At 38.8% G+C, this 13916-nt stretch carries 10 protein-coding genes; 8 read left to right on the forward strand and 2 right to left on the reverse strand.

Annotation, left to right across the window (positions count from 1 at the left end; all coding sequences use genetic code 11):
• Window positions 1-2 precede the first annotated feature (2 nt).
• The 3 genes from cyoE (at window position 3) to ACTUJY_RS09935 (ending at window position 2728) form a co-directional block, all read left to right on the forward strand.
• Window positions 3-917 (forward strand): heme o synthase, encoded by a 915-nt coding sequence (gene cyoE / locus ACTUJY_RS09925; protein ID WP_463615928.1) that lies wholly within the window; start codon window positions 3-5, stop codon window positions 915-917.
• Window positions 918-951: 34 nt separating this feature from the next.
• A complete protein-coding gene (locus ACTUJY_RS09930; protein ID WP_463615929.1) occupies window positions 952-1629 on the forward strand; it encodes an SCO family protein in 678 nt (225 codons plus the stop codon).
• Between the two features lie 91 nt (window positions 1630-1720).
• The gene (locus ACTUJY_RS09935; RefSeq protein ID WP_463615930.1) at window positions 1721-2728 is read left to right on the forward strand and encodes a Vgb family protein; all 1008 of its coding nucleotides are present in this window, start codon (window positions 1721-1723) and stop codon (window positions 2726-2728) included.
• Window positions 2729-2736: 8 nt separating this feature from the next.
• Here ACTUJY_RS09935 and ACTUJY_RS09940 read toward each other — a convergent pair whose 3' ends face one another.
• Window positions 2737-3339, reverse strand: coding sequence for a lytic transglycosylase domain-containing protein (locus ACTUJY_RS09940; RefSeq protein ID WP_463615931.1), 603 nt, complete (start codon window positions 3337-3339; stop codon window positions 2737-2739).
• A 187-nt stretch (window positions 3340-3526) separates the two neighbouring features.
• Here ACTUJY_RS09940 and ACTUJY_RS09945 point away from each other — a divergent pair, with 187 nt between their 5' ends.
• Genes ACTUJY_RS09945 through ACTUJY_RS09955 form a run of 3 tightly spaced genes read left to right on the forward strand, consistent with a single transcriptional unit; the run spans window position 3527 to window position 8246 of the window.
• Window positions 3527-5374 (forward strand): TonB-dependent receptor plug domain-containing protein, encoded by a 1848-nt coding sequence (locus ACTUJY_RS09945; RefSeq protein ID WP_463615932.1) that lies wholly within the window; start codon window positions 3527-3529, stop codon window positions 5372-5374.
• Window positions 5374-5898 (forward strand): YfiR family protein, encoded by a 525-nt coding sequence (locus tag ACTUJY_RS09950; protein ID WP_463615933.1) that lies wholly within the window; start codon window positions 5374-5376, stop codon window positions 5896-5898. The genes ACTUJY_RS09945 and ACTUJY_RS09950 overlap by 1 nt, the downstream gene beginning before the upstream one ends.
• A gap of 2 nt (window positions 5899-5900) precedes the next feature.
• Window positions 5901-8246 carry an ATP-binding protein gene (locus ACTUJY_RS09955; protein ID WP_463615934.1) on the forward strand — a complete coding sequence of 782 codons (2346 nt, stop codon included), beginning with the start codon at window positions 5901-5903 and terminating at the stop codon, window positions 8244-8246.
• Between the two features lie 217 nt (window positions 8247-8463).
• Here ACTUJY_RS09955 and ACTUJY_RS09960 read toward each other — a convergent pair whose 3' ends face one another.
• Window positions 8464-9243, reverse strand: coding sequence for a thioesterase II family protein (locus tag ACTUJY_RS09960; RefSeq protein ID WP_463615935.1), 780 nt, complete (start codon window positions 9241-9243; stop codon window positions 8464-8466).
• Window positions 9244-9735: 492 nt separating this feature from the next.
• On the opposite strand from ACTUJY_RS09960, the gene ACTUJY_RS09965 reads away from it, so the two are divergent.
• Together ACTUJY_RS09965 and ACTUJY_RS09970 are read left to right on the forward strand one after the other, a co-directional pair.
• On the forward strand, window positions 9736-12201 hold the full coding sequence (locus ACTUJY_RS09965; protein ID WP_463615936.1) for a penicillin acylase family protein: 2466 nt from the start codon (window positions 9736-9738) through the stop codon (window positions 12199-12201).
• Window positions 12198-13907: a cyclic peptide export ABC transporter gene (locus ACTUJY_RS09970; RefSeq protein WP_463615937.1), complete on the forward strand. Its 1710-nt coding sequence runs from the start codon at window positions 12198-12200 to the stop codon at window positions 13905-13907. The genes ACTUJY_RS09965 and ACTUJY_RS09970 overlap by 4 nt, the downstream gene beginning before the upstream one ends.
• Window positions 13908-13916 lie beyond the last annotated feature (9 nt).

The raw sequence follows: 13916 nt of genomic DNA on the forward strand, positions 1-13916 counted from the left end.
TTATGGGAATCTCTCAATCACAATCGGCTGCAGTTCGTCAACAATCTGTCTGGCTTGAATATTTTAATTTATGCAAACCAAAGGTGGTGTTGCTGCTTTTGATAACGGCGATGGTGGGTATGCATTTGGCTACGCCTGGCCTGGTAAAATTTCATGTTTTATTTTTTGCCACGCTCGGTATTGCATTTGGCGCTGCGTCCGCTGCGGTAGTCAATCATCTGGTCGATGAAAAAATTGACGCGCAAATGAACAGAACAAGATATCGGCCATTACAAAAAGGCACCGTGTCTCGAAGTCAGGCCATCGTTTTTGCCAGTATACTTGCGGCATTATCGATGTCGACGCTCTATTTTTTGATTAATCCATTAACCATGATCCTTACCCTAATTGGATTAGTGGGGTACGCATTTATTTATTCCATGTATTTGAAGCATGCGACGCCTCAAAATATTGTTATTGGCGGTATTTCTGGAGCATTACCACCTCTTTTGGGCTGGACCAGTGTTACCGGGAAAGTTGAAGTCGAAGCGCTTCTATTGGTTGCCATAATATTTATCTGGACACCCGCACATTTTTGGGCACTGGCGATTGACCGTTATAAAGATTATCAACAAGCCAAAGTACCCATGTTACCACTCACTCATGGCATCGAGTACACGAAAAGCTGCGTGGTGATTTATACCTACGCTGTTTTTATCAGTAGTCTGATGCCGTATCTCATTGGAATGAGCAGCTGGCTGTATCTCATCGGAGCCATTGGGCTTGGAGGTTGGTTTAACTATCATGCGATGCAGTTAAAATGGCGTTCCAAACCTTTGGCCGCGATTAAAACATTCCGTGTGTCTATTTTTTATTTGCTTTACCTTTTTACATTGCTGTTAATTGACCATTATTTATCCGTCTTTCAAATAATTTAACGATTGAATTTAAAGCATTGGTGCTGGTTAGTTTATGCGAAAAAAGTTAGTCATTAGTCTGTTTTTAGTTCTGCTGAGCGTAGGCGGTTTGATGACCTTTATGCTTCAAAGTCGGGTAGAGTTTGCACCTGTTATCCATGGTCATTTATTAATGGAAACGAAACCTATAGGTTCATTTTCACTGCTGAGTCACCATAATCAGCTCTTCACTAATAATGATTTACTCGGTAAATGGCACTTCGTTTCCTACGGTTATACGTATTGTCCCGATATCTGCCCAACGACGTTAGTGCAATTGAATCAAGCGGCTGAAATGATTAATCAGTTTGAAGCTTTCAGCAATACCGGTTATTTGTTTTATAGCATTGATAACCAGCGCGATACTACTGAGCGACTTGCTGAATACGTGCCATATTTTAATTCGGAATTTGTTGGTTTAACACACAGTGGTGAAGAAAAGTTTAAACCTTTCGAGCAAAGTCTTGGATTAAAGTATCAACTCAAACCAAACGATGAACCTCAACAAAGTGAATATATTGGAGAATATCAGGTGAGTCATGGTGTGTTGATCTATTTGCTCAATCCTTTTGGAGAGCTACAGGCAACATTTAAACCCTTAAAAGATGAGGATGGTGTTGAAAGCTTTTCTGCTGAACGCTTGGCATCGGATTATTTGAAAGTCAGAGGCTACTTTCAGAATGTTAAAAGGTGATTTTAAATTTTTGCAATCAATCTCTTGATTTACCATCGTATTCATTTTTTTGTCAATAGAATAGGAAAGTTTTTGTCGGGTGAGCACGACTATGAAAAGTATACGTATCTCAATATTTACATTCATTCTTATAACAAATGTACTGATGAATACCTTTGGTGAGCAATCGAATGTAAAGGCACTTCCTTCATTATTAAGCATAAAAGAATTTAAAGTAGAATGGGGTGGAAGGCCACGTGATCCTTATGTCGCGCCAGATGGTCAAGTCTGGTTTTGTGGGCAAGGAGGCAACTATATTGGTGTGCTTGATCCGATGAGTGGCAGTATGAGGCAATATTCGGTACCCAATGGCAGTCATCCACATAATTTAATCGTCGATAATAAAGGTAGGGTATGGTACGCCGGAAATCGTAACGCACACATGGGTATGCTCAACCCAGCAAATGGGAAAGTAATACGTTTTTCAATGCCAGAGCTCGTTAAAGATCCACATACTTTGATTTTTGACTCGAAAGAAAACATTTGGTTTACCGCACAAAATAGCAATGCCATCGGTCATTTAGACGTAAAAACTGGCAATGTTCGATTTGTAATGGCTACTGCAAAAGGTTCTCGACCGTATGGAATTAAACTGGATGGTAAAGGAAATGCCTGGGTCGTGTTTTTGGGTACTAATAAAATTGCGAAGGTTGAGCCAGAGACATTCAATATTGAGGAGTTTGAACTTCCGCGAAAGGAAGCTCGTCCACGCCGGCTTGAAATAACCATTGATAACAGTATTTGGTATGTCGATTATGCGGGTGGAGTGTTAGGGCATTATTTGCCTGAACAAAATTCATTTGAAGAGTGGATGATGCCGGTCGGAGAAAACAGTAAGCCTTATGGTACAGCTTTAGATGAGCGCCAAAATATTTGGGTTGCAGAAACAGGCGTTTACCCCAATCGAATGACTGGGTTTGATACCAAAACAAAAAAATTCATAAGTTCAACCGAAGTCGAAAGCGGTGGACATATACGTCACATGTATTTTGATAAGAAAACCAGAAGTTTTTGGTTTGGCGTTGATACCGGTTTTATTGCCCGGGCTAAATTAAAATAATCTCGAATTTAGTCATTGGGCTGGTTTTTGTATTGATTGTATAGCTTTCGAACTTTTTGAACATACAATTTTGTTTCTTGATAAGGTGGTACGCGATTACCAAATCGCTTTACCGCATTTTCACCAGCGTTATATGCGGCCAGTACAAGATCAAAGTCTCCATTAAACTCAATAATAAGGTACCTCAAGTACGCGGAACCGCCTTTTAAATTCTGTCTGGGATCTTGGCGATTATGTACTTTGAAACGTTGAGCCGTTGCTGGCATAAGTTGCATCAGCCCCACAGCTCCGGTTCGGGATGTTGCTTTGGGATCAAAATGGCTTTCTGCATGTACTACGGCCATAACGAGATCTTCTGGAACATTATATTGCTGTGCTATCTGACGGATCATCGCATGATATTGGCTTCGACGAGAACTAAACGTTCGGTGTTGGGCTTTTAAGCGCCACCCTGCCTTAGATCGAACCAGAGGTACATAGCCATCATGAAAAGGACGATCGCTGAACTTAACTTTACCGCTTCTATCAACAAATTTATAGATTTCTGAGTCCGCCTTGCAATGTTGTAAAGAGAAGCATAATAGTCCGAATAGTGATACCCAATATCTCATATTGATTTTTAAGATTGAAATGATTTAAGTGTAGTCGATGGTAGAAATCAATAGGTAAAGATTTGCCACTGAACGACTTAAATATTCCTATTTAAAAATAACCAATTATTTGTTTTTTATAAGAAAGTTTTGCTCTGAAGGCATTAGCTTCTATACTTAGTTCACTGCGCAAGGAAAGAATATAACCATGAGAAAATATATTTTATTGGTTTTATGTTTATCTGCACTTATTGCTTCTTCTAAAGAAAATTCGCGATTGTTGGTTGATATTAAAGGTACCAGTCTTACGGAATTAATGAATTTAAAAATTACCACGCTTTCGCGCAAGGAAGAGTCTATTACCCAATCTCCGGCGGCTGTTTATGTAATCTCTCACGATGAGATAAGGCGAATGGGTGCTACTCACATTGCAGAAGTATTGAGATATGTGCCTGGTGTAGAAGTCGCTCGACTTTCTGCAAGCACCTGGGCCATTTCCATTCGAGGTTTCAATTCAAGAACAGCAAATAAATTGTTAGTCATGATTGATGGTCGCAGTATTTACAGCACTTTTTTTTCTGGTGTTTTGTGGGAGGAAAAAGACGTATTGCTGGACAGCGTCGAACGAATCGAAGTCATTCGTGGGCCTGGTGGAACGATGTGGGGGGCGAATGCGGTTAACGGTGTAATTAACATCATTACTAAAGACACAAAAAACTCGCAAGGGCTCATGATAGAAGCTGCCGAAAGTGATCTGGGCCGGACTTTGATTCAAGGGCGCTTGGGTTGGCAATTAGGAGAAAGTACACAAATGCAAATGTCACTAAAGCATCGTAACAATGATGAGACGGGTGGCAGTTTCACAAATGATGATTATGAGCATACTCAGGTGGGATTTCGATTGGAACATCAATTGTCCAAGACGGACAATATCATGTTTGATTTTTCAGGTTATGAAGGAAGTTTAGGCTCATTAACAGACCCACAAACACCACAAGGTAAAGATCACGACGGTCATCACGCATTAATAAGTTGGCGGTTTTTAGATGATAGTCATCGAAGTCATAAACTGCATTTTATTTATGATGCTATGCGACTTGAAACACCTAGTATTACCGATGATCGAAGTATCACTGAACTCGACTATCAAGTCCAACAACAGCACTTAAGCCATGAATGGGTCGCTGGTATTAGTTATCGAAATACACATGACCATGTACCCACTCGGCCTTTTCAATATATATTTCCCACGAGTCGAACCGATGAAGTTTTAAGTGCCTTTATTCAGGATGATATTGCTTTCATGGACAGAAAATTTCATTTGATTATTGGAACGAAGTATGAAAACAACGATTATACGGGCAGTGAATGGCAACCCAGTGTTCGATTTTCCTACGAGTTGCAAGATTCCTTAATTTGGTCAGCTTGGTCTCGTGTGGTTCGAGTACCGACTCGATTGGAAGTGGACTTGACAACATTTCCAAGCGATAGCTTTGACTCGGAATTTGCCAATTATTATGAAATGGGATGGCGTAGTAATCTTAATAGCGATTGGTTTTTTGACGCAACCGTATACTACGCGGGTTATGACCGTCTACTATCTATAGAAGAAAACAACTCGATTGAAAATAAAATATCAGGAAGTGCAACGGGAATTGAACTTACTGCAAATTTTCAAGCCAGGAAGGATTGGTTAATTAAAATTAATGCTTCCCATATGGCGCTTAACTTTAAAGCAGATGCTGATAGTGAAGACGACAGTCGAGCGACAAGCATGGAAGGAACATCCCCTGAGAATATGTTGCAAGTGATTTCGATGTATGACATGTCAGATGAATTTCAAATTAATACTTTTTTGCGTTTTGTTGACAGGTTGTCAACCAACAATGTCGATAGCTATCTGTTGCTAGACTTTTCACTGATTTGGCAATTATCAAATAACTTATCCATGAGTTTATCTGGACGAAACCTTGGTGATAGCACTCATCCTGAATGGAATAGTGATGCTCTTGTGGAACAGGAAGTTTCTTTATACGTGAAGTGGGTAATCGATTGATGTTAAAACGCATAAGTTTGGTCCTTGTTTTCTGCTTTGGTATTGCTTCAGCGGAAGATGTGTCTTACCAGGTTAAGGCTTCTTACTTGTATAATTTTTTGCAATTTATAGAGTTTTCAGAACAGGACATTTCAGCCGACAATAAGCTTAGCGTTTGCATTATAGGAGAAAACCGTTTTGGTGATGCACTTTCTGAACTGCAAGGCGCTGAAACACCTCAGGCCAAAATCGAGATCATAAGTTTGGGTCCATACAACAATAAAAAAGCCGTTGATAATTGCACTGTGGTTTATATTGTGGGTTCCGAAGCAAGAGTTACGCCCGAAATTCTAGCTGCCATTGATGTTCATCGAACTTTGACGATTGGAGAGATTTCAACCTTTATACAATTTGGTGGGTTTATTGAGCTCTTTATGGAAGATGACAGTGTTCGTTTTCGTATAAACAAGAAGTTGGTAGGCAATACCGACTTCAAAGTAGCTTCTCAGTTGCTCTCTCTTGGTGTAGGTGGAGGGATCAATTGACAATGAAAGAGACATTCTCAAATAGCACTTCGTTGTCCATTAAGAAAAAACTGCAACTGAGTATTGTATTCTTCGTTATTTTGGTGGTTTTAGCATCGACAGTAACATTCTTCTGGACGGCCAGTAATCATTTTCATAGTAGTATTCAGCGCGAAATGACGCTTTTAGGAGAGGTATTGGCGTTTAATAGCCAAGCTGCCGTTACTTTTGATGATGCTAAAGCGGCGAAAAAGATTCTATCAGCAGCATCTGCCAATAAGCAGCTGGTTGTTGCAGCTATTATAAAAGAGAACGAAATTTTTGCGCAGTACCCAAATGAGGAACTAATCAATCTAGATGACTATCTTAGACAAGAATCATTATGGCTTGATAAAAACTTTTACTACTTGGTGACTCCAATAACAATTAACAATCGAAATGTCGGTAATTTATTGCTTAAGCTGAACACTCAGGCTTGGAATAACTTTCGACAGCGATTAATGTTGGTAATATTTGGACTGGTAGTGTTAATTGTTGGACTTACATCCATAATGTCTCGCTGGCTCAATAAAAATATTACCGTACCCATCAAAGGGCTTTCAGAATGGGCAACATCGGTATACAAAAATAAGAATTTTGATGCACGTGCACAGAAGCATAGTGAAGATGAAATCGGTACATTAACCGATAGTTTAAACGCGATGTTGTCCGAACTTTCTAAACAAGAATCCGTGATTTCGTTAAATAAGTCACTTTCCCGAGAAGTCGAGGAGAGAAAGAAGACCGAGGCTGAACTGATTAGCATGCGTGACAAAGCGGAACAAGCGAATCAAGCTAAAAGTGCTTTCTTGGCCAATATGAGCCACGAAATCCGAACACCTATGAATGCTATTATTGGATTTATTGATATTGTTTTAGAAGATAAGTTAAGCCAAGAACAGCGCAAACATTTGGAAACGGTGCGTCGTTCTGCAAAAGATTTACATAGCCTACTCAATGACATTTTAGATGTCGCAAAGCTTGAGGAAGGTAAGTTAAGCTTAGAGCAAGTGCCATTTTCTATCCGCGATATGTTAAGTCACGTACTTAAAACATTTGAGTTAAAGGCGAGAGAAAAGGATTTAAAGTTTATTCTTAGGATAGCGGAAGACGTTGGTGAGTATTATTTAGGAGATCCTTTACGAGTAAATCAAGTTTTAATTAATATCATTGGAAATGCAGTTAAGTTTACGCCCTCTGGTTCAATTACGGTAGGTTTAGATTTGGATGAAAGCAAGTACCTAAAGTTTGTTGTAAGAGACACTGGAATCGGTATTTCAAAAGAAAAACTATCATTGGTATTTGAGAATTTCAATCAAGCCGATACTTCGACCAGTCGCAAATATGGCGGCTCTGGATTAGGAACAACGATTTCCAAGCAACTGGTCGAATTAATGGGGGGGCATATTGGGGTCGAGAGCGAAGAAGGAATAGGGACCACATTTACTTTTACCTTGAGGTTGGCGGCAGCTAATAGGGTTGATAGTTTTAAGGAGAGTAAAGAAACACATCCAAAACTCAGCACATTGCATCCATTAACCATTCTAGTTGCAGAAGACATTCAGCAAAATGCCGATTTATTACGTAATCGATTAGAATCTCAAGGCCATACCATGGTGCACGCGACTAATGGCGCGCTTGCTGTTAAAGCGTTTGAAGCCCAAGTATTCGATATCATCTTAATGGATGTTCAAATGCCAGAAATGGACGGTTTACAAGCTTGTAGAGCGATAAGAAAACTATCTGGCGGGAAAGACATTCCCATTATTGCATTAACGGCAAGTGTCATGCGAGAAGATCAAGAAGCCTGTCACGTCGCGGGGATGAATGGTTTCGTAAAAAAACCGGTTGTGTTTAATGAACTTTATGAACAAATGTCTCGACTTTTAAAGGTTAATGTCGAAAATATCGAAAATGAAAACGATAGTAGTTCGTTTAATGCAAACGAACTTTACGGCATCGATATACAACAAGCGCTTGAACTGTGGGGCGATTTCAATAGTTATATTTCCGGACTCAATAGTTTTTTAACCGCTAACCATAATGACATAAGTCGATTGAAAGAAGCTGTTCGTCAAAAAGATTGGGAAACTTCTGCTCGAGTGTCCCATGCTTTAAAAGGGGTATCTGGCAACTTGGCTTTAATAAATATTTACCGATTGATGACAGAGTTTGGAGAAAACATTAAGGCCAACTCCTACGAAGTTTTAACGCCTTTGTGTAACGAGTTGGAAAAAGCCTATCAAAAAACCGAAAAATCCATACAGAGAATAATAGAAAGTCAATCGACGCAATCGCTACAAGAAAGTGGCGTGTCTGCCAAAAACTGAGAGTTGAGTGTTATTGAGATTGACATGTCGATCAGCTTATATGGAATGCTGACTCAAATTCAAATTGCGGTATGAACGATAGCGGGTTTTATCAAACAAATAACCACTTTGGATTGTTTTCTCATTAGTCATCGTGTTTGTCAAGGAATGATAGTTAGGTAACATACTGCCTATTTAAAAATATTCCTTAATGCACTGCAGCAAATTTTGTTGTTTTCTAGGTAGAGCAAGCTTCGACTAGTGGGGGAATGCTTAACTTTTTGAGTGTTTGTGCAATTTCCAATAAGACATTTTCTGTATGCGACTCAATAAAAAAGTGATTTCCTGGAAAAGTGACGACGTTAGTGTCTGATGTAAAAAACTGACTCCAAGCAGCTAAATCATCCAATGAGACATCGATATCATCGATACCACCAAACACAGAAGCACTTACATTAAGTTTTAAATTCCCTTTATATAAATAAGTATCGGCGATCTTAAAGTCAGCACGAAGTAGAGGCAAACAAATCGCCATTAGTTCTTCATTGTTTAGTATTTCATCAGGCGTACCTTGTAAGCTTTTGAGCGCTTCTATAAATTCCGAGTCGGGCAGGTCATAAAGTGCTCTGTCACCAATGGGAATATGCGGTGCTCGACTTCCTGATGCAAAAAAGTGGTTTGGCAGAGGAAAGTCTTTACAACTCAGTTGTACCATTAGCTCAAATGCGGCTCGACTTCCCATGCTGTGACCGAAAAAAGCAAATGGCTTGTCGACGTACTTATCAAAGTTGAAAAGAATCTCATCGATGATTGACTGCATCGTTGAGAAAGGTTCTTCAAGTATTCGAGAGGCTCTCCCGGGAGGCTGAATGACGACAACTTCTATAAACTCGGGGAGGAACTTGTTCCAGTTTAAAAACGTTGATGCGTTTCCTCCTGCATAAGGAAAGCAAAATAACCTCATGGTTGAATTTGGTTTTTTTTGAGGAAAAACAAAACAGCGATCTTGAACTTTCATTATTCTCTATTGAACCGTTGCTGTAGCCAGGATTAAAAAACACGGCGCAGTATGCTCATGTTATTAAAAAATATCAATGAATCTCAAAAAAATATTTTTTCCCGCCTTAGTAAATAAGGTTGCGTAAGAAGTCTGAGGGTTTGGAAGCGGGTGGTTGGACTTCTGATTTTACGTAAAAAGTATTATTCGATTGCTAATCTTAAAGTTAAAATGGTAATGTCATTGAGTTGTGGTTAATTATATTAAAAAATATATCTCCTTTGGGCGATATAATTTAGGCGTTCAATTAAAAATAAATTCACGAAATTGTGTTTGACTTTTATATTGCGATTCAAAATAATATCTCGAAATTAAAACCTACATGATGAATCTAATAATTTTAAAAGCATTAAGGAACGGTTTAGTTGGTCAAAAAATAACTCCAAAATACGTTTAGTATTACCGCACATTCAAAAAATAATCTCATAATATGATTTTTGTTAGGGAGCAATTGTGTTCAAAGCCTATCCATTACTCACACGAACAATAATATTCTTCGTCGTCCCACTCGTGATTGCTTTAACTTTTTTTTATCGAAGTTTAGTCGATGGTGCACTGCCGAAATTAGAAGATGAAGTATTTATTGATGGTGTATCTGAACAGGTTAACATCAGTCGAGATATTAATGGCGTTGTTAAAATAAAAGCAAAACAGGATGTTGATGTTTACTTTGCTATGGGGTGGGTACACGCACAAGACCGTTTATGGCAACTTGAACTCCAACGGCGTTTAAGTAAGGGGACAATGAGTGAGGTATTTGGGCGTCAATCGATCGAGCGTGATGTCTGGATGAGAACATTAGGCATAAGAGAGTCAGCTAAGGAAGCTGAACAGTACTTAAGTGAAGATGCAAGACAATCTTTGGAAGCTTATGCAAACGGAATCAATGCATGGATTTCCAGCAATAAAACGCTTCCTTTAGAATTTACCTTATTAGGTATCGAGCCTGAACCTTGGACAATTGAAGATTCCTTGGCTTGGATGAAAATGTTTGCTTTAAACTTATCGTCCAGTTATCAAATTGAGATGCAGCGCTTTATTGGTGTAAATTACTTAACAAGTGATCAATTTTTAACCTTTTATCCCTATCTTAAAAGTGAAGTTAATGAACCAAAGACGATTCTGAGCGCAAGTGATTCTTACACTTCGAATGCTCTGCTTAAATTGCATAATATTCAAACAGATTTTGAGGATCAGTTAAAAATAGGAGGGCGTTATGTAGGTAGTAACGCTTGGGTCGTTTCTGGTCGTCACACGAAATCGGGCAACGCGATAATTGCCAACGATCCACATTTGGGACTGCAAATTCCTTCACTCTGGTACGCCGTTATTCAAGAGGGAGAAAAATTAAATGCATCAGGAATGAGTATTGTAGGGGCACCCGTTATTGTTTTTGGAAAGAATGAATCGATTGCCTGGGCTGGAACCAGTATGCCTGCAGACGTTCAAGATCTTGTTTTTGAACAAGTCAATCCCTCTGAACCTAATAAATACCAAGTCGCTGGAGTTTGGCATACGTTTGACAGTCGAACAGAGGTTATTCAAGTTAAAGCTGACTTTCCATCCTCTTTAAGAGCTCCTCTAGAACCGGTGAAAATCAAAGTTAGAAACTCCATTCATGGACCAATCATTAGTGATGTTATAGACGGTTTCGAGCAGCCTGTTGCACTTCGTTGGACTGCACTAAGTATGGTTGATAAAACATATGAGTCTTTTTTTAAATTAAGTTACGCACAGGACTGGCCTAGCTTCAAAGACGCACTCAAAGATTATGTTGCGCCTACACTCAACTTACTTTATGCAGATATCAATAACAATATTGGCTTTCACGGTATTGGAAAGATACCGGTAAGAAAATTGGGAAGTGGATCTTTCCCTGTGTCCGGCTCTGACGATCAGTTTGGGTGGGCTGGTTTTATTAAGTTCGATGAGATGCCACAAAGTTTCAATCCCGAGTCAGGAATAATTGTTAGCGCTAATGATAATAATCTAGGTGAAAATTATGACCACTTTATCTCCTATGATTTTGCACCTCCATTTAGGGCGCAACGAATTCACGAGTTATTGACTCAAAAGGTTGAGCGAGCGGAAAAAATTACGATTGAAGAAATGGGTGAGATGCAAGGTGATTCGCTTGATTTATCTGTAAAACGTCTATTGGAAGAAATGAAGGGAATCAAGGGAAAAACCAAACTCGAGCAAAAAGCATTGTCGTTCTTAAATAAATGGGAGGGTCATGCATCTCAAAATAGTGTTGGAGCGTCTGTTTATTTTACATGGTTAAGACATATCAAAAACCTTATGTTTTCAGACGAATTGAGCTCATTTTGGAATAAAGAAAATCACGCTCGATATTTACAGTCCATCCGAGCCAATATTTCTTCGGACAAAATTGCCAGTTTATTGCAGACGAACAGTTATTGGTGTGATCTTATTTCGAGTGATGCCATTGAAAACTGCTCATACGTGCTTGAAGCTTCTTTGACTAGTGCGGTTCAAGAGCTTTCGAAATTTGCAGGAGAGGACTTAGATGATTGGCGATGGGGAGATATCCAAAAAACATTTTATGTTCATATTCCATTTAGTCAAATGAAGGTCGTTGATCAATTGTTTGAACGAAGAGTAGGTAACGGTGGCTCGGTTAACTCAATAAATGTAGCAACAAGTTACTTTGATGAAAACGAAGGTTATGTTCAGGTATTTGGTGCTGGTTTTCGACAATTAATTGAAATGAGTCGAGATGAGCCCAAACATATATTTATGAACTCAACCGGTCAGTCTGGCCAAGTCGCGAGTCCTTATTATGACAATATGATTAAGTCTTTTAGAGATATTAAGTTTACAGAATTTTTTAATGAACAGTCGGAAATAAAAACAACAACAATTGATGTAAAGCAACCAAAAGGTGAAGCGCTATGAAGCTATTTAATACCTTTGCCCAGAAAGCCCCCAATCGAGTTTTTTTATCAATTGTTGTTGGTGCATTCGCAGGCGTGTGTTATTCCGCATTAATTCCTTTGGTATTATCAAGCATAAGTCCAAAAGAAGATAATCTGTCATCAACTGGAAATAATATCGAAAGCGTACTTTCGTTCGATGTGATTGATTACAAAATTGCTCTGCTTTATTTTATAACGTGCTTATTAATATTTTTTATGAGGAGTTTGTCCGAAATCGCTTTGGTGAGAGTGGCCATTGAAGTGACCAAAGATTTAAGAACTCGTTTTTATAATCAAATATCGGAAGCTCCTTTAGCAGCAATCGAAAAAATAGGGTCCGCAAAATTAATTGCATCGATTAATATTGATGTGCCCCGTGTTATAGCGGGTGCTCGTGCACTACCAGCGTTAATCATTAACTGTATCACTCTTGTCGGCATGCTTGCATTTTTGATGTATCTGAATACAAGTGTCTTTAATTTAGTCATGATTGCTATTTTTATTGGAATTGTTTGCTATCAAATTCCTATGATTATTGGTCGAAGAATATTTCTACAGTCAAGAGAAATACAAGACCAACTACAAGAGTCAATTCGTGGATTAATCTACGGCGCAAAAGAGCTTAAATTAGATAGTATTAAGCGAAAATCCTACTTCGAGAAGATTCTATTACCTCGTGAAGAAGCAATCTTAGGTAAGGAAAAGTCTGCACAAACCATTGTGAGAACCACAATGAGCTTTGGTGATCTAATCAGCTTTTTTGTAATTGGTGTAATTAGCTTTGTCTTTATTAACTATTACTCAATAAGTTCTGAGGAACTGTTGGGTGTTGTCATGGCGTTGTTGTACGTCACTGGTCCTATTGCTGTGCTTCTTAATGCAATTCCTATGCTCACAATTGCTACAGTGTCTTTTAAGAAGCTCAATCGATTACTTGCAGAGATTCCAAAAGAAGAGTACTCAAAGCAATTAGTAGCGGTTCCAGAGTGGGATAAGTTGTCGTTTAAAGCTGTAGAATACGAGTACCCAAGCGTAGACAATGAAAAAGGATTTCATGTAGGACCCTTGGATCTTACAATTTCAAAAGGTGAAGTGACCTTTATTGTTGGAGCGAATGGTTCCGGTAAGTCAACTTTAAGTAAGTTATTAACTTTACATTACTCTCCAATGGCTGGCTCTATTGTATTTGGGGAGCACAACGTAAATAGCGAGAATCTTAATAGTTATAGGCAATCTATCAGTGCTATTTATTCAGACTACCATTTGTTCGATAGAATACTAATCGATGTGGATGAAGGTATCGCATCAATCGCTCAGCAATATCTAGAAAAGTTTCATTTGTCTGAAAAGGTAACCATTGAAAATGGAAAGTTTTCAACAACGTCCTTATCGGATGGACAACGTAAACGTTTAGCACTCTTAGTGTCATTTTTAGAAGATAAAGAGCTTTACTTATTCGATGAGTGGGCGGCAGATCAAGATCCAGAGTTTAAAAATATTTTTTACACAGAAATACTTCCTGAGCTAAAAGCTAGAGATAAAGCGGTTATCGTCATCAGTCATGATGATCGCTATTTTAATGTAGCGGACAAAGTTCTAATCATGGAGCAAGGAAAGCTCATCACTAACAAGCGCAACACTCATAATCATCGATCAGAAGGCTCAAACGTAGCCGATCTTAGTTAGATTGAAATT

It is taken from the genome of Pleionea sp. WD8-19, from assembly GCF_055326765.1.

Coding starts and splice junctions, on each gene's coding strand:
- cyoE (WP_463615928.1), top strand. CDS start 3: ATGGGAATCTCTCAATCACAATCGGCTGCAGTTCGTCAACAATCTGTC.
- ACTUJY_RS09930 (WP_463615929.1), top strand. CDS start 952: ATGCGAAAAAAGTTAGTCATTAGTCTGTTTTTAGTTCTGCTGAGCGTA.
- ACTUJY_RS09935 (WP_463615930.1), top strand. CDS start 1,721: ATGAAAAGTATACGTATCTCAATATTTACATTCATTCTTATAACAAAT.
- ACTUJY_RS09940 (WP_463615931.1), bottom strand. CDS start 3,339: ATGAGATATTGGGTATCACTATTCGGACTATTATGCTTCTCTTTACAA.
- ACTUJY_RS09945 (WP_463615932.1), top strand. CDS start 3,527: ATGAGAAAATATATTTTATTGGTTTTATGTTTATCTGCACTTATTGCT.
- ACTUJY_RS09950 (WP_463615933.1), top strand. CDS start 5,374: ATGTTAAAACGCATAAGTTTGGTCCTTGTTTTCTGCTTTGGTATTGCT.
- ACTUJY_RS09955 (WP_463615934.1), top strand. CDS start 5,901: ATGAAAGAGACATTCTCAAATAGCACTTCGTTGTCCATTAAGAAAAAA.
- ACTUJY_RS09960 (WP_463615935.1), bottom strand. CDS start 9,243: ATGAAAGTTCAAGATCGCTGTTTTGTTTTTCCTCAAAAAAAACCAAAT.
- ACTUJY_RS09970 (WP_463615937.1), top strand. CDS start 12,198: ATGAAGCTATTTAATACCTTTGCCCAGAAAGCCCCCAATCGAGTTTTT.